Genomic DNA, 15,027 nt, shown 5'->3' on the forward strand with positions numbered 1-15,027 from the left:
CATGAATATGAACACTGCTTGGCAGGATTACAACGACGCCGACACCCAGAACAATTTCGACCTGATTCCCAAGGGGACCATCGCACCAGTGCGCATGACCATCAAGCCCGGTGGCCTCGACGATCCCAACCAGGGATGGACCGGAGGCTACGCCACCCTCGCCAATAGAAGCGTCGCGGTCTACCTCAACTGCGAGTTCGTCATCACCGCCGGGGAATACGCCAAGCGCAAGGTCTGGAGCCTGATTGGCCTTCGCAGCCCCAAGGGGCCGGATTGGGGCAACATGGGCCGTACCTTCATCCGCGCCATACTCAATTCCGCCCGGGGCCTGTCGGACAAGGACACCTCTCCCCGCGCCCTGGAAGCCCGTCGCATCCGTGGGTTCGTCGATCTGGATGGCATTGAGTTCCTGGCCAAGATTGACGTGGAAGAAGATGCCAACGGCAATCCGAAGAATGTGATCAAAGTTGCTGTCACCCCGGACATGAAGGAATACCAAGGGTTCCAGCCTTCTTCCACACCGGTGACCGCTACCACCACCCAGCAGGTTCCCGCCAGCCAGGGCGGGTGGCAACAGCCTCCTCAGCAACAGCAACCGGCCCAGCAGGGATGGCAACCGTCTCCGCAGAAACCGCCGCAGCAACAGCAACCGGCCCCAGCCCAGGGTATGCCGTCTCGTCCCCTTTGGGCGCAGTGATGATGAAACGGATCTCATGCCCTGTGTGCGAGGGCAAAGGATGTATCTCGTGCGCAGGGCATGGACGTATCTCGGTCGATTATGAATGTGAAGATTGTCGCGGGGCAGGTTGGGTTCGCATGCGCCTGGACCTGCCGCCATACCAATTCGGGTCGCGCACCCTGTGCAACTGTTATCGACCGCTGCGCGGAGCGGCCAAAAAAGCAAAGAGGTCATGAAATGCTGTTGAGACCCAGACAGGAACAGTTCGTGGAGCGGTCGGTGGCGGCCCTCCGCGAACACGGTAATACTCTGGCAGTTGCATTTACCGGATTTGGAAAAACTATAGCGCTTTCCGCCGTGGTGGGCCGCATGCTGACAGGCAGTGAAGGCAAGGCATGTATTCTGGCCCACCGTGATGAGTTGACCCGGCAGAACCTGACCAAGTTCAGCCGGGTCAATCCCGGTCTTTCCACCTCCGTGGTAGATGCGGAATCCAAGTCCTGGCGGGGACGGGCCACCTTCGCCATGGTGCCCACCCTGGCGCGGCAACGCAATCTGGACGCCATGCCGGATCTGGATCTGCTGGTGATCGACGAGGCGCACCATGCCACCGCCGACAGCTACCGGCGCATCATCGACGTCGCCCGGAACCGCAATCCGGATTGCCGCCTCTACGGAGTTACAGCCACGCCCCACCGGGGCGACAAAAAGTCGTTGCGTCCCGTCTTCTCCAACATAGCGGATCATGTCCGGCTGGGCGAGTTGATCCAGTCCGGGCATCTGGTCAAACCGCGCACCTTCGTTGTTGACGTCGGCACCCAGGAGGCATTGAAGAGCGTCAAGAAGACAGTGGACGACTTCGATATGGCCGAAGTCAGCAAGATCATGAACAAAGCCCCGATCACCGAGGCGGTCATCCGTCATTGGCGGGAAAAGGCCGGTGACCGTAAAACGGTAGTCTTTTGCTCCACCGTGGACCATGCCCGGAATGTCACCGACGCCTACAACGCCGCTGGCATCGAGGCGGTGCTGATCCATGGCGACCTCGCCGACGGCGAACGCAAGGCCGCCCTGGCCCGGTTCGAAAAAGGTTCCGCCATGGTGGTGGTCAACGTGGCCGTCCTCACCGAAGGGTGGGACTACCAACCCACCTCGTGCGTGGTGCTGCTCCGGCCCAGCTCCTACAAATCCACCCTCATCCAGATGGTGGGCCGGGGCCTGCGCACCGTCGATCCCAATGAGTTTCCCGGGGTAGTCAAGATCGATTGCATTGTTTTGGATTTTGGGACTTCCAGCCTGTTGCATGGCTCCCTGGAGCAGGACGCCAATCTGAATGGCAAGACGTTCATCGGAAAGGCTCCCACCAAGCAATGCCCGAAGTGCCAGGCCATCGTTCCCCTGGCAACCATGGAATGTCCGCTATGCGGCCATGTCTGGGAATTGGAAAACGACATCGAAGACGACGCCGAACCCTTGGCCGAGTTCATCATGTCGGAAATCGACCTGCTCAATCGCTCCAGTTTTTTGTGGGTCGATCTCTTTGGCGACGACGCGGCGCTGATGGCCAATGGATTCACCGCCTGGGGCGGGGTCTTTTGCCTCAACGGGCGCTGGCATGCGGTAGGTGGCGCAAAGGGAGTCCCGGCCCGGTTGCTCTCCGTCGGTGAACGTATGGTGTGCCTGGCTGCCGCCGACGACTGGCTCAATGAACACGAAAGTGAAGACGGCGCTCATAAAACCAAGCGTTGGCTGCGGGATCCGCCCACCGAGAAACAGCTCCAATACCTTCCTGCGGAATACCGCCACGACCACGGACTGAATCGATACCAGGCATCGGCTTTACTGACGTTTAAATTCAATAAGAAAATCATTCATGATCTGGTGTTTAGAACGGGAACACAACATCTGGAACAGGTCGCGTAACTCCAAGCAAATGGCGTGGCTGGGCTAGGCGCAGCCTGGCACGGCACGGCACGGCACGGTTCGGCATGGCATGGCGTCGCAGGGCAAGGCACGGCAAGGCGCGGCAAGGCACGGTTTTCAATAAGGCTATTACGTTCATGAACATCGTTTGGACCAGACAGCGTACCAACTGGCACGACCATCATCTGGGGTGGATCTCCTTGCCACCGGGGGTGCGTTGCCACCGGGTCTGGTTGGAAGACTTGCTCCCCAGGGAGCGAGTCATCTTCGAGACCCTGCTCAAACGTCATCCTGGGCACCTCATCGTGCGCCTGGTGGGACGACACCGGGTTCTTTCGAGAAATCTACTGTTGGAGGTTCGCAACATGATGAATGCAACTGACCTTGAGAAGGAGGCGATGACCACCGCATTGCGCCCGTTGGGTGAATTCATCGCCAGCATCGGCATGCATCGCCCCCTGGCGGATTACAGCAAGGAAGAAGTGCTGAATATGATTAAAGTAGTTATCTCCAGCTACCAGGACTACTTCCAAAAGCACAACGACGACATTCCATTCTGAAGGCGATGGAAATGCAATCTGGAGCAAGCACAATGATTCAGGTAGCTGCATTGTACGTCGAGACCAATGGCTCGTATTCAGGTCTTTCCAACGTTGATCTGTGGGATGAAGATCGGGACGCCAGGCTTTATAACGGCCCGTACCCGGTAGTAGCGCATCCACCATGTCAACGTTGGGGACGGTATTGGCACGGATCGCCAGCGAAACCGCATCAGTACTGCCAGGGAGACGACAACGGCTGTTTCGCTGCGGCGCTGCATGCGGTGCGAATATATGGCGGGGTTTTAGAACATCCCGCTGACAGCCATGCTTGGCGATGGTTTGGTCTGAATCATCCACATCGGAAAGGTGGGTGGATCAGTGCTGACAAGGTAGGTGGCCTGACCTGCTGTGTCTGGCAGGGACACTATGGTCATTTCGCAGGAAAACCTACTTGGCTTTATACCCATGGGATCAATCCTCAGGATCTGATTTGGGGGCCGACGGAGCAGCGGATACATCCGGAAGCATTGAAGAAATACGGATATGAAAAAGCACGCAGGATTGGGATGATGGCGATGGTTGGGGGTAGGGACAAAACACGGATACGCAATTCCACACCCCCTACGTTTCGAGATTTGTTGATTGGAATGGCAAGAACCGTCTCCGTGAGAACCAAACAATGATCGATTTCAATCATTGCGCTGCCTTCGGTGAGATCGTCACCGGTTTGATCGATACCGCACTGGTCGCCGAGGAAGCCGCCAGTCCACCCCGGCAATATCTGGGTGGCTCCCGGCTGGGCGTCGCCTGTGAACGAGCGTTGCAGTTTGAATACGCCGGTGCCCCCAGAGATCCGGGCCGGGGGTTCGATGGCAAGATCCTGCGAATCTTCGCCGCCGGGCATCTCTTCGAGGAACTGGCCATCCGTTGGTTGCGGGCCGCCGGATTCAACCTCGCTGTCCGAAAAAAGGACGGCGGCCAATTCGGCTTTTCGGTGGCCAAGGGGCGCATCCAGGGTCATGTGGATGGCATCCTGACCGGTGGCCCACTCGATGTCCCCATGGGCTATCCCGCTCTGTGGGAATGCAAATCACTCAACGACAAATCCTGGAAGGATACCGTCAAGCGTGGGGTGGCCATTTCTAAACCGGTCTACGCCTCCCAGATCGCCACCTATCAAGCCTATATGGAGACCGCTGTTCCTGGCATTACCGCCAACCCGGCTCTGTTCACCGCCATCAACAAAAACACCGCCGAGTTGCATTTTGAACTGGTCCCCTTCGACGCTGCCCTGGCCCAACGCATGACCGACCGGGCGGTGCGTGTCCTCCAGGCTACCGAGGCTGGTGAATTGTTGCCGCGCATCACCCGCGATCCCAGCCATTTCGAATGCCGCTTCTGCGACTGGCAGGACCGCTGTTGGAGGCTGACATGCTGACGACCATTTCAGTTCGGAAGGGCATGGAGTTTGATCCCCATCGCCCGGATCACCTTCATGACGGTATCGAAACGTGGTTTCGCCCCTGGGGCGAAGACTTTGTAGAGACTTTCCCGGCCAAGCCCGGTGTTCTTGGCCAGTTGGGTCATGCCTCGTGCCTTGGCGATGTGGCCGAGTGCCGCAAGCAGCTCCTCCGTGTCGCCATCCGCCATGACCTGGGAGACGTATTCGGCAATCATCTCATCACTGTCCAGATATTGGGCGGGATCGAATGGTGTATATCCATCGGGATTCATTGTTCAAACCTCCTTGGCCATGGTTTGAGCCAGAACGATATCTCGCCTTTGGGTGGATTTGTCGCCACCGCAAAGCAAGATGATTACGGTGCCACCACGCCGGACAAAATACAGTCGATACCCGGGGCCATAGTCAACCCGCATTTCGAAGACACCCCCGTCAACCGGTCTCACGTCACCAAGGTTGCCCCTTTCAGCCCTGATCAACCGACGAAGAATCGCCGTCCTACCCCGAAGATCCTTCAAAGAGGAGAGCCACATACTAAATGTTGGAGATTGGATGATCGCGTTCATGGGGTGAATTGTATCTATGTAGATACGAAAACGCAAGAGGCGGCAGGCCGCTTGGGAGAAGTGGCATGTTGACGCCTCGGCTGGACTTCAACAACACCCAACCCCAACCGGAGAATCTGACGAATTCCGTCGATTTGACCCCTGATCCGAAGGCCATTGCCGCCTACTTCGATCTGGTCTTCGGCTATTGCGACGGCATGATTTCCCTGCGAGGGCTGACTGATCCCGGCCAGGGACTGGCCAACCATCCCCACCACGTCTGGATTGAGGCGGATCAGCAGGTTGCGGCCAAAGCCCTTACCTTCGCCCAATGGGCCGCCAACAACGGCTCTGCCTTCTACGTCATTCCCGGCACAGTGGCGCAACGTGGACAGGCAAAGGCCAGCGATGTGGTGCAACTCCAGACTGTCCTGGTGGACTTGGACGCCGGAGATGTGGAAGCCAAACTTGAGCACCTTTCCAACTATCTGGGAGAACCCACTGCCGTCGTTGAATCCGGCGGCATCACGCCGGAGGGACAAAGCAAGCTGCACGTCTACTGGAAACTGTCGGAACCCGCAGAGAAGGAGGACATCACCCTGGTTTGCCGCCTGCGCCACGAAATTGCCCTCAAGGTGGCTGGCGATCCCCACTTTCGCTCTGCGCATCAGCCCATTCGGGTCGCCGGGTCGGTTTATCACAAGCACGGCCACAAACGGTTGGTGGTCTTCCGTACTTTCACTCCACAGAAATTCCACCTTCCATTTTTGGCGGAAGCGATAGGCGACATGCCTTCCATGGAAGGGATCGACGTCTCCAAACTGGACTTCAATACCGCGTCCATGGCCAAACCGTCCGTGGCCTCCATTCTCACCACCCCGGTACGGGACGAAGCCCAGGATGCCTGGACCCGCTTCGATGGAGCATCCGCCGCTATCGGCCACTACATCCGCATGGCCCATGAAGGCCGCATGAAACGTGACGATGCCTGGGAAGCCATCCGCCAATACAACGCCGCCATGCTGCGACCACCATGGTCGGAGAAGCGGCTGGCTAACGAGTCGGAGAAATTGTGGAAAAAACACTGCGAAAATAATGGTCCAGCGATTGGTGCGCAACGAGGTGATCATGATTGGCCGGAGCCACTTCCCCTTTCCAATACCATGGAAACGCCACAGCCTTATCCCCTCGATGCTTTGCCAGAAGTGTTGCGAAATGCTGCCCGTGAGGTGGCCCGTTTCGTCAAGGTTCCCGTCGCTTCTCCGGCAGTGATTGGGCTGTCGGTGGCAGCCCTCGCCATCGGCAAGAAGGCCCGTATCCAGGAACGGCCTGGGCTTTATCACCATTCTGCCCTGTTCCTCGCCCTGATCGCGGCCAGCGGCGAGCGCAAAAGCCCGCCATTCAAACTTATGACTTTGCCTCTGGAACACTGGATCGAGGGAGAACTGGATGATTATCACCGACGCGTCGCCGAGGCCTCCACTACCAATCAAGTGCTGGACGCCCTGATTGCCTCCCTGAAAAAACAGGCAACCAGTGCAAAATATTCGGAGCAAGCGCAACAAGAATTCGTTCGCAGAATGGCCGAAGAGGAGTGCAAAAGGATTCCAGTGCCGCCTCACCCCCGCATGTTTACTTCCGACGCCACCGAGGAACGACTGTTCCAACGCATGCATCTCCGGGGTGGAGAATACGCCGTCCTATCCGGCGAGGGACGCCCCGTCTTCGATGCCATCATGGGCAAATATTCGGGCAAGGATCGCACCGGTGATGCCATCTATCTCACTGGAATTTCAGGAGACACCATCACACGCGACCGGGTGGGCAACGAAAACGGTCCCGAGGATCGCATGATCGTGAATCCCTGCCTCAACGTTTGCGTCATGGTCCAACCGGACAAGTATTTGGAAGCGGCTCGCCATCCGACCCTGCGGGAATCAGGGGCATTGGCCCGTATTTGGCCGGTTTGGCTTCCTTCCTTGGTGGGGACCCGCATGGAGGAGGTCAACGAACCCGGTCTCAACGAGTTTCTCCTGCAACCCTACGAGGAGACCATCCAGGGGCTTCTCAACGCAAGGGTTACGGAAGAAAAGGACAAATCCGCCTGCCATCTGGTCAGGCTCTCCCCAGAGGCACGGGAATCCCGACGGCAATGGCATAACGCCGTGGAACTGCAAATGGCAGAAGGGCGCGATCTGGAAGACGTGCGGGACATCGCCAGCAAGGCGGTCTCGGCCACGGTCAAGGCGGCGTTGGTGCTGCACCTCCTGGAACGCCCAGGTCTGCTTATGGAGGAAGAATCGGAACTGGATCTGTCCACCTGGGAGCGGGCCAAATTGCTCGGAGAATACCACTTGGCAGAGGCGATACGGGTGCAGCGTCTAGCCGGGGATGCGCTTGAATCCGCAGCCCTGAGAGTGGCCCGATGGGCTATGGAGTCTGGAACAATGGAGTTTTCGGTCAGAACCCTATGCAAATTTGGACCACGGCCAAGGATGCAAACGAAGGAAGCAGAGTCGATCATGGGATTCATGATCGAAATGAACTGGGCGAGGAAGCTACCACCAAGTCCAGGAGAACGAGCCATCCGATTTGGCATCAATCCCAAGTGCCGCCATGCCGCCAGTGCCGCCAGGGTAGAGGTGGAAAGTGAAAAATAGGTTTTTGGTAAAAAAGGGTGGCGGCATGGCGGCACTGGCGGCAGATGGCGGCATTGGCGGCAAATAGGAGACAGATACTGTTTTTAATAATTTGATGATGTCTACACCCTCCTATAGGAGGATAAATACGAATAAAAATTGTGTGTAATTGTCTGCATGAATCTAATCAGGATCAGGAGAAAAACGAGATGAAAGAAATAATCACCCTACCACAAGCCAGAACTCAGGCATGTGAAGGACTCCCAGTCGGTTCCGCCCCTATGTGGAACATGAAACATCGGGAGACCTATGAGCAGCGGTTAATGGAGATTCTTGATCACGGTAAACGCCCATTCAGCTATGGAGAGTGGATATTTGATCCCGAAACTTTGGTGCTACGCCATAGACAAAGCGACTACGAATTGGATCTTGAACGGGCAACAACAGCAGCACAACTCCTTGATTGGATTCTTCAAATATCCAAAAAACCAGGAATGCAACTGGAACAAATGCTGACCTTGTTGAGAGCGGTAGCAAATGTTCGAAATGTAGGATCGTTACAAGGAGCATTCTGTCCATACGGTCGAACTATGCCTCCGGTTAAATGGTGACATCATGGCAAGCAAAAAAAATAAATGCGGACAGTGGTGATGTTCTTGGCGGGACCCCACCACCGTCCTAACCACATCAACCATCAGGAGGATTGAACATGGCTGTTGAGAATTTGCCCTACGAGGACGCAATCAGGAAAGGGATGATCCTTGCCCTGGATCTGGGCAGCAAGACCGGATGGGCATTGGGAGCGCCGGGCGGCAGGCCCATCATGAGCGGGACAGATGAGTTCCGCCTCGGTCGCTTCGAGGGCGGCGGCATGGTTTTTCTGCGTTTCACCCGCTGGCTGGATGAGGTCAGAAATCTCACAGTTCCCGCCGGTGGACTGAAGGCGGTCTGCTTCGAAGAGGTGCGAAGGCATATTGGAACCACCGCTGCCCACGTCTATGGCGGCTTCCTTGCCCACCTCACCGCATGGGCCGAGGCAAATCAGATCCCGTATCAAGGCGTGCCGGTCGGAACCATCAAACGCCACGCTACCGGCAAGGGCAACGCCAACAAGGCCGCCATGATCGCCGCAATGAAAGCCAAGGGACACCGTCCCGGCGATGACAACGAAGCCGATGCCCTCGCTCTGCTGCATTGGGCGCTGGCCCAGGAGGTGGTGTGATGTTTGACGGACCTCGTCCACCGCGTTCCTGTCTGGCCCGGTTGCAGGCAACCCGACGCGATCCCGAACGGGAGCGATGTAACGGCTGGCGTAACCACGGCATCCTGGTGGTGTCAGAAAACGATCCACGGCTGGGTTGGCCCGAACGGGAGATGATCAGGCATCTGGCCGAAAAACTGTTTGGCAATCGCAAGGGAAAGGAGGCATGCCGTGGTTGAATCGAAATGGACCCCAAAGCTGGTGGCCGACCGTCTGGAAGAAGCTGCCAGCACCCTGCGCCGTCTCCCGGTGACCGGGATGAAACCCAGAGAACATGGCAACTCCTGGCCCACGGTGATCCACGACGCCATGGAAGCCTACGGCTGGAACGATGCCGAACTCCGTCCGGGACCGCCTCCGGCGGATGCCATCACCCGCATGGACGAATGTCTGGAGTGGTTGCGGTGGGTTGCTCCCGAGGAAATCCGGCTGGTCTGGCTGCGTGCGGAACGGATGCCTTGGAAGGAGATCATGCGTCGGTTCGGAGTTTGTCGGACCACGGTCTGGTCCAGGTGGATGGCGGCTTTGCTCCAGATCGCCACGCACCTCAACGCTGGTTCTGGGAAAAAGATGTTTAAACACGGTGTTTAAACATCTTCACGCTGAACATCCGAGACAGAATTTGCTATGATCCTGACTATGATCGCGGAATCGCGCGCACGGCGACGCCGGCCTCTCTGATCACCGCCCAAACCCGCCCGGAACACTCTGTGGCGGGTTTTGCTTTTTGGGAGACCATTTCAGAGTTTGGCAACATGAACCCGCTTGGGGAGATACCAACGTGAAACACGGATTGGCCGTCAGTCGAATCAAAGGTGTTCGTATGGTCTGTCGCAAATGTCAGGCTGAATGGCTATTGCCCCTGGACGCAGTTTCCCTGCCGCCACGCTGCTTCAATTGCCAGGCAACCGTTCCGATCGAACCCCTCCAGGACGCACTCCGTGGAATCGCCCGCTTGAAAAACGCCGTGGTCAGCGGCAGTAGCACGTTTGAATTCGACGCCGTAGTCGAGAAAACGTAATCAACCGGCAAACGCCAATGTTCACCGTCACCGCCAACGAGGCCGCCATCAACCGCGCCTTCGACACCCTGGAAAAGCAATTGCGTTTCGCTGCCGCCCAGGCCCTCACCCACACGGCCCAGGACGCTCAGGTAGAAGTAAAGCGGCAGCTTCCCGAACGCTTCACCATCCGCACCAACTGGTTGGCCAAGGGCATCCGCATCCGTCCGGCCAGCAAGAGTACCTTGTCGGCATCGGTGTTGGTGAAGGACGCCTTCATGGCCCTGCAGGAAACCGGTGGTGACAAGACCTCCACTTCCGGTAGCGCCCTGGGCGTGCCGGTGGGGGCACGGCCCACGCCGCAGAGCATCATCCGCCCATCGAATTTTCCCGGTGCGATGGCATCGAGGAAAGGATACTTCATCGGCGTTCCGCGTGGATGGAATGTCAGTGTGGCCTACACTGCAACCGGGAGATCACGGAAAAACTTTTGGAGAAGCCAAGAGGTGAAACCGGGTGTCTGGCAGCGGCTGGGATACAAAGGTCGTAGCGGACTGAAATTGATGTACGTCTTTGAAGAAAAGGTGCGGCTCAAACCCAGGTTCGGTTTTCGCGCGACGGTACGCAAGGTGGCGGCGGAACGCTTCCCCCATCGATTTGCCGAGGCGTTGAAAAAGGCCCTGGCGACGGCACGGTAGCGGAAATGCAAAACCGCCCCGTTTCCGAGGCGGTCGTTGGGGGTTGGCTATTGAGCAAAGTAGGTGGTGAATGAACCGGGTGATCCTTGTTGGTTTGGTCCAACCACCCTCAACTTGTTGGTGGTGATCACCAGCCCCAGTTTCTTTTTGGCGATGGAGAGGAAGCCCCTGATGGTGTGTCCTTTATGCCGACATCGGCATAAAGGACATTATGCCGACGTCCGGATTATGCCGAACTGCGTTGGCAAACCATTATCCGGGGCGGTGCTCGCTGCGATGGCATCGGCATAATCAGAGAGCCTCGAGGAAGGCGAGCAGTTTATCGGTCGGTCGGAAACGGCCGGGTTTTGTTTCTATCGGAGCCGTCTTTTCCAAAGCGCGTTCCTTGATCTCCAGATCCGCGTGCAGGTAGATTTGGGTTGTCTCGATCTGTTCGTGGCCGAGCCAGAGCGCGATCACCGAAGTGTCGATGCCGGCCCGCAGCAGGCGCATGGCTGCGGAGTGCCTCAGTACATGCATGGTCACCCGCTTGTGTGCCAAGGATAGACAAACGGTCGTTGCGACCTCGACATATCCGGCCAGTCGGCGTTCGAGCGCGTCGCGGCTGAGGGCGCGTCCAATCCGTGTTGGGAACACCGGGTCCGCAGGCAGACCTGCGCGCTCGGCCAGCCAGGACCGCAGGAGCGCGACGGTGCCCGAGGTGAGCGGCGTGATCCGCTGCTTTCTCCCCTTGCCATTGCAACTGACATGCGCGCCAAGTCCGAGATGGACGTCGGCACAGCTCAGCCCGATCAGTTCAGAGGCCCGAAGCCCGGTCTGGACGGCGAGTCCGAACAGCGCCGTGTCGCGCCGCCCAGTCCATGTCGCCCGATCCGGCGCGCCCAGCAGGGTTTCGATTTCCACCTCGGTCAGGTAGGTCACAAGCCGTCGCTCAAAGCGTTTCGGTGGAATGGCGAGAACGCGTTCGATGGTGGCAGCATGTTCAGGATGGCGAAGTGCTGCGTAACGGAACAGGGAGTGGATCGCGGCAAGTCGTGCGTTGCGCGTGCGCACGCTATTCTTCCTATGGCTCTCCAGATGGTCGAGGAAGGCACCGATCAGAGGCGCGTCGAGATCGTTGATATCGAGTCGGCTTGGCGTCTTGCCGCGTTGCTCCGAAGCGAAAACCAAGAGCAACCGCAGTGTGTCGCGATAGGCACCCACCGTGTTCGGGCTGACCTGCCGTTGGCGGATAAGGCGATCGGAAAAGAACGCCTGTAGGGTCGTGGTGAGCGCACTCATGCATCACCTCGCAGGTGGCGCTCGAGCCGAACGCAGGCCAACTCCATCAGTTCCGGCGCGGACGAAAGGTACCAGTAGGTGTCGCCGGGATCGGCATGACCGAGATACGTGGACAGGATCGCAAGGCGGGAACCAGGGGCGCTTGTCCTGTAGTCATCGGCGATGGTGCTGACGGCGAAGCTGTGCCGAAGATCGTGGATCCGGGGCCGGCAGGTCGCCGAGCGCGGGGCAATGCCACAGTGATGCAAAAGTTTGCTGAAAATCGGCTGCACGACAGTGTAACGCAATCGCTTTCCAGCCGAGTTGGACAGCAAGACCTTCACGGTCTCCTCACCGGGGCGATCGTCCCGGCGCAGGTATGTATCCAAGGCCGCGACTGTTGTTGGATGCAGCGGCAATTCGCGGGACTTGCCGAATTTGCCGTTGCGGACCGTGAGGATGCCACCCGCCGCATCGAAGTCGTTGCAGTCGAGGCCGATTGCCTCGCCAATGCGCATGCCGGTTGTCGCCAGGAGGCCGATCAGCATCCGGTATGTCGCCTGCACATGTGATCCGCGCAGGTAGCTCGTGGCCCGCATCAGATCCGCGATCTCCTGCGGCGTGTAGAGATACGGCGTCGCGCGACGCCCTCTCGCCGGTAGAAGATCATCGGGCGGCACCTCGGTCATCGGGTCGAGTGCGCGGAGGTGCCGGGCGAAGAGGCGAACATCGGCCAGACGTCTGGAGTACCATGTCGCGGCGGCGCCTACGGGTAGGATCGCCCAGGCCAGCGCCGTCTCGGTCCGGATATGAGCCTCGCCACGATCTTCGGCGAAGGCGATGAACTGGCCGACAAGCCGCTCAGCTTTGTCCATCTTGTAGCCGAGGGCGCGCCGCATGGTCAGATAATCGGTAAGGGCCTGACGAAGTGGGCTCATTGTTCGTCCTCCGGCCAGGGGCGCGCGATCAGGCGCAAGCTGTCCCGGTCGACCTTGGCGTAGATCGCTGTGGTTTCTACTCGGCGATGACGCAGCAGTTGGCCGATCTCCGGCAAGGATGCGCCGGCGCGTAAAAGCTCGGTTGCCGCAGTATGGCGCAGGCGATGCGCATGGACGCGCCCAAGACCCGCCCGCCGGGCGGCGTCCGCCACGATGGTGCTCACACGAGTCGCGCCAAGCGCGTGATGTGGTGCGAAGTGCCGGACGAACACGGTTCGGCCCAGGGCGTCCGTAGGCCGGGCGCTTGCCAGATACTCTGCCAGTTTGAGACCGACATCAGGCGGCAATGGCATCCGTTCATGACAATTGCCCTTGCCGCCCACAATGATCGTGCCAGCGCGCCAGTCGATATCGTCGAGCCTGAGCCCGGCAACCTCGCCGCGCCGCAGACCGAGGCGTACCAACAGGGTCAGTATCGCCAGGTCGCGGCAACCGACGGGCGTGTGGGCATCACATGCGGCAAGAAGGCTCCGCACCTGATCGGGTTCGAGCCCCTTGGGCAGCCCGGCCAGTCGGCGGCGCGCAACCGTCGGCACGGCAGAGACGAGCGATCGTTCCGTGACGCCATCGAGATGCAGAAATCCGAGGAACGAGCGCAGCGCCGTGACCGTCAGCTTTGCCACACCGCTGTTCAGACGCGGGCACCAGGCCATCACGAAGGATGTGATATCAGCCGGGGTCAGGCTCCCGAGTTGGAGACCATTGGCAGACATCCTTCGGTCCAGAAACGGGCGCAGGCAATTAATGTATCCAATGGCCGTCACCGGGACCAAGCCACGTTCCGTGGCCAGGAAGCGCTGGTACCGGTTCAGAATTCTTCCGGCAGGTCCGTCCTCCCCGGGGGGGTCGACTACAGGCGAGATCCCCAGCTCGCGAAGATAGCCGAGAATGGGTTCCAGTCCCTTGCGGGTCTTGGGTTTGGCGGCACCGGCAGAACGGCGATCCGACAGAAAACGATCAATCTGCGCCATGGACAAATCGCTTGCGGTGAGCTGCCGCATCTGCAGCCAGTCGCTCAAATCGCGCAGTAGCCACCGTTGTTGTAAAATCGTTCCGGGCGCATATCCTTGCCGCCGCAAATTTTCCGCAAAGCCCTCCGAAAGGGCCGCAAGCGGAGCGCTACTCGGTGTCTTGCTGGGGTCAATCAACATTGAAGTCTCCTCGTTTCGAAGTGAAAGAGGAGATATTACCAGTTCTCGGCCCTATGGATTATGCCGACCAATGGGCAACAGATTTGAGGTTATTCAGAAGCATACAGACCTACATCGGCATAATCCAGGCATCGGCATAATGACCTTGCCATCCCGTTGCTGCGGCGATCTGGGCGGCGGTCGCTCCTTCCGGGCGTTTCAGCATCTCAATGACCTTCGCCTTCTTGGTGTTGTCCCTGGCCTTCGGTGTCTTGGCGATGGCCTGTTCGGCAGTGGCGACCTCTGCCTCGACGTCGTTGTTGGTTTCAAGCGTTGTGGCCGCTGGCGGTTCGTTGGCCTGAACCTGCCAGTCCCAGACCATCCCCTGTTGGGCTGCAACAATTTCGGCATCCTCTTTGGCCTGTCGCTCTGCCTCGCTGCGGTTCAGGTATTGACCTCGTGCCGATTTGAAGTCTGGATCCAGCACCATCAAGGTGTGCATCGGTATCTTGTCGTCTTCGGTGATGAGTCCTTTGGCCCGGAGGGATGTAAGGACCTTGTTCACTGCGCCACCCTTGATGTGATCTGGCATCGGGTGGATCGACCCATCTTCGCGGGTGGTTGCGGCCATAAGGATCATCTCTTGGGTTTTTGTCAGCTGGCTCATGGTCTTCGCTCCTGAAGAGTTTTTGTTTTCGATGGCCCCATGAAGCTATCGTTTGCGTCACATAATCAAGCGCAAAATTGTTTTGATTTGATGATTTTTAATATCATAAACCTTACCATGATCGGCACGAACCGGATGGGACGGTTGTTATGGAGCGAGGGATAAATTACAAGAGAAGAGTAAAACAAGTAAAAGAGTTAAAAAATCCCTTGACAAAGGCGTT

Annotated in this window: 18 protein-coding genes; 12 read left to right on the top strand and 6 right to left on the bottom strand. The window is 58.3% G+C overall.

From position 1 onward, the window contains the following. Positions 1–7: 7 nt before the first annotated feature. The 5 genes from HQL76_06085 to HQL76_06105 all read left to right on the top strand — a co-directional run bounded on the left by HQL76_06085 (position 8) and on the right by HQL76_06105 (position 4,582). Positions 8–697, top strand: a complete 690-nt coding sequence (locus tag HQL76_06085; protein ID MBF0108726.1) for a hypothetical protein — start codon at positions 8–10, stop codon at positions 695–697. A 219-nt stretch (positions 698–916) separates the two neighbouring features. Continuing rightward, positions 917–2,602, top strand: coding sequence for a DEAD/DEAH box helicase (locus HQL76_06090; GenBank protein MBF0108727.1), 1,686 nt, complete (start codon positions 917–919; stop codon positions 2,600–2,602). A 137-nt stretch (positions 2,603–2,739) separates the two neighbouring features. Then, on the top strand, positions 2,740–3,162 hold the full coding sequence (locus HQL76_06095) for a hypothetical protein (protein ID MBF0108728.1): 423 nt from the start codon (positions 2,740–2,742) through the stop codon (positions 3,160–3,162). Positions 3,163–3,194: 32 nt separating this feature from the next. Beyond that, entirely contained in the window at positions 3,195–3,827 is a 633-nt protein-coding gene (locus HQL76_06100) for a hypothetical protein (protein MBF0108729.1), read from the top strand. Continuing rightward, complete coding sequence (locus HQL76_06105) at positions 3,824–4,582, top strand: hypothetical protein (protein MBF0108730.1); 759 nt, start codon at positions 3,824–3,826, stop codon at positions 4,580–4,582. Before HQL76_06100 ends, HQL76_06105 begins: the two co-directional genes overlap by 4 nt. A gap of 8 nt (positions 4,583–4,590) precedes the next feature. Here the strand turns inward: HQL76_06105 and HQL76_06110 are convergent, their stop codons facing one another. Further along, positions 4,591–4,878, bottom strand: a complete 288-nt coding sequence (locus HQL76_06110) for a putative addiction module antidote protein (GenBank protein ID MBF0108731.1) — start codon at positions 4,876–4,878, stop codon at positions 4,591–4,593. Between the two features lie 3 nt (positions 4,879–4,881). After that, the gene (locus tag HQL76_06115) at positions 4,882–5,172 is read right to left on the bottom strand and encodes a type II toxin-antitoxin system RelE/ParE family toxin (protein ID MBF0108732.1); all 291 of its coding nucleotides are present in this window, start codon (positions 5,170–5,172) and stop codon (positions 4,882–4,884) included. A gap of 65 nt (positions 5,173–5,237) precedes the next feature. Here HQL76_06115 and HQL76_06120 point away from each other — a divergent pair, with 65 nt between their 5' ends. From HQL76_06120 to HQL76_06150, 7 genes are all read left to right on the top strand, one after another. After that, positions 5,238–7,811, top strand: coding sequence for a DUF3987 domain-containing protein (locus HQL76_06120; GenBank protein MBF0108733.1), 2,574 nt, complete (start codon positions 5,238–5,240; stop codon positions 7,809–7,811). Between the two features lie 188 nt (positions 7,812–7,999). Next, positions 8,000–8,401: a hypothetical protein gene (locus HQL76_06125; GenBank protein ID MBF0108734.1), complete on the top strand. Its 402-nt coding sequence runs from the start codon at positions 8,000–8,002 to the stop codon at positions 8,399–8,401. Between the two features lie 98 nt (positions 8,402–8,499). Beyond that, positions 8,500–9,012 carry a hypothetical protein gene (locus tag HQL76_06130; protein MBF0108735.1) on the top strand — a complete coding sequence of 171 codons (513 nt, stop codon included), beginning with the start codon at positions 8,500–8,502 and terminating at the stop codon, positions 9,010–9,012. Then, positions 9,012–9,230 (top strand): hypothetical protein, encoded by a 219-nt coding sequence (locus tag HQL76_06135; GenBank protein ID MBF0108736.1) that lies wholly within the window; start codon positions 9,012–9,014, stop codon positions 9,228–9,230. The genes HQL76_06130 and HQL76_06135 overlap by 1 nt, the downstream gene beginning before the upstream one ends. Beyond that, positions 9,223–9,642, top strand: coding sequence for a hypothetical protein (locus tag HQL76_06140; GenBank protein ID MBF0108737.1), 420 nt, complete (start codon positions 9,223–9,225; stop codon positions 9,640–9,642). Before HQL76_06135 ends, HQL76_06140 begins: the two co-directional genes overlap by 8 nt. Before the next feature lie 190 nt (positions 9,643–9,832). Continuing rightward, positions 9,833–10,072, top strand: a complete 240-nt coding sequence (locus HQL76_06145) for a hypothetical protein (protein MBF0108738.1) — start codon at positions 9,833–9,835, stop codon at positions 10,070–10,072. Between the two features lie 17 nt (positions 10,073–10,089). Further along, positions 10,090–10,749, top strand: coding sequence for a hypothetical protein (locus HQL76_06150; GenBank protein ID MBF0108739.1), 660 nt, complete (start codon positions 10,090–10,092; stop codon positions 10,747–10,749). Between the two features lie 291 nt (positions 10,750–11,040). On the opposite strand, the gene HQL76_06155 is transcribed toward HQL76_06150, so the two are convergent. The 4 genes from HQL76_06155 to HQL76_06170 form a co-directional block, all read right to left on the bottom strand. Continuing rightward, on the bottom strand, positions 11,041–12,030 hold the full coding sequence (locus tag HQL76_06155) for a site-specific integrase (protein ID MBF0108740.1): 990 nt from the start codon (positions 12,028–12,030) through the stop codon (positions 11,041–11,043). After that, entirely contained in the window at positions 12,027–12,947 is a 921-nt protein-coding gene (locus tag HQL76_06160; GenBank protein ID MBF0108741.1) for a tyrosine-type recombinase/integrase, read from the bottom strand. The genes HQL76_06155 and HQL76_06160 overlap by 4 nt, the downstream gene beginning before the upstream one ends. Continuing rightward, entirely contained in the window at positions 12,944–14,158 is a 1,215-nt protein-coding gene (locus HQL76_06165; protein MBF0108742.1) for a tyrosine-type recombinase/integrase, read from the bottom strand. The genes HQL76_06160 and HQL76_06165 overlap by 4 nt, the downstream gene beginning before the upstream one ends. Positions 14,159–14,267: 109 nt before the next feature. Then, complete coding sequence (locus HQL76_06170; protein MBF0108743.1) at positions 14,268–14,777, bottom strand: DUF3489 domain-containing protein; 510 nt, start codon at positions 14,775–14,777, stop codon at positions 14,268–14,270. Positions 14,778–15,027: the final 250 nt, after the last annotated feature.

The sequence above is a fragment of the Magnetococcales bacterium genome (genome assembly GCA_015228815.1).
Lineage (GTDB): Bacteria > Pseudomonadota > Magnetococcia > Magnetococcales > UBA8363 > UBA8363.

Coding starts and splice junctions, on each gene's coding strand:
- HQL76_06085 (MBF0108726.1), top strand. CDS start 8: ATGAACACTGCTTGGCAGGATTACAACGACGCCGACACCCAGAACAAT.
- HQL76_06090 (MBF0108727.1), top strand. CDS start 917: ATGCTGTTGAGACCCAGACAGGAACAGTTCGTGGAGCGGTCGGTGGCG.
- HQL76_06095 (MBF0108728.1), top strand. CDS start 2,740: ATGAACATCGTTTGGACCAGACAGCGTACCAACTGGCACGACCATCAT.
- HQL76_06100 (MBF0108729.1), top strand. CDS start 3,195: ATGATTCAGGTAGCTGCATTGTACGTCGAGACCAATGGCTCGTATTCA.
- HQL76_06105 (MBF0108730.1), top strand. CDS start 3,824: ATGATCGATTTCAATCATTGCGCTGCCTTCGGTGAGATCGTCACCGGT.
- HQL76_06110 (MBF0108731.1), bottom strand. CDS start 4,878: ATGAATCCCGATGGATATACACCATTCGATCCCGCCCAATATCTGGAC.
- HQL76_06115 (MBF0108732.1), bottom strand. CDS start 5,172: ATGAACGCGATCATCCAATCTCCAACATTTAGTATGTGGCTCTCCTCT.
- HQL76_06120 (MBF0108733.1), top strand. CDS start 5,238: ATGTTGACGCCTCGGCTGGACTTCAACAACACCCAACCCCAACCGGAG.
- HQL76_06125 (MBF0108734.1), top strand. CDS start 8,000: ATGAAAGAAATAATCACCCTACCACAAGCCAGAACTCAGGCATGTGAA.
- HQL76_06130 (MBF0108735.1), top strand. CDS start 8,500: ATGGCTGTTGAGAATTTGCCCTACGAGGACGCAATCAGGAAAGGGATG.
- HQL76_06135 (MBF0108736.1), top strand. CDS start 9,012: ATGTTTGACGGACCTCGTCCACCGCGTTCCTGTCTGGCCCGGTTGCAG.
- HQL76_06150 (MBF0108739.1), top strand. CDS start 10,090: ATGTTCACCGTCACCGCCAACGAGGCCGCCATCAACCGCGCCTTCGAC.
- HQL76_06155 (MBF0108740.1), bottom strand. CDS start 12,030: ATGAGTGCGCTCACCACGACCCTACAGGCGTTCTTTTCCGATCGCCTT.
- HQL76_06160 (MBF0108741.1), bottom strand. CDS start 12,947: ATGAGCCCACTTCGTCAGGCCCTTACCGATTATCTGACCATGCGGCGC.
- HQL76_06165 (MBF0108742.1), bottom strand. CDS start 14,158: ATGTTGATTGACCCCAGCAAGACACCGAGTAGCGCTCCGCTTGCGGCC.
- HQL76_06170 (MBF0108743.1), bottom strand. CDS start 14,777: ATGATCCTTATGGCCGCAACCACCCGCGAAGATGGGTCGATCCACCCG.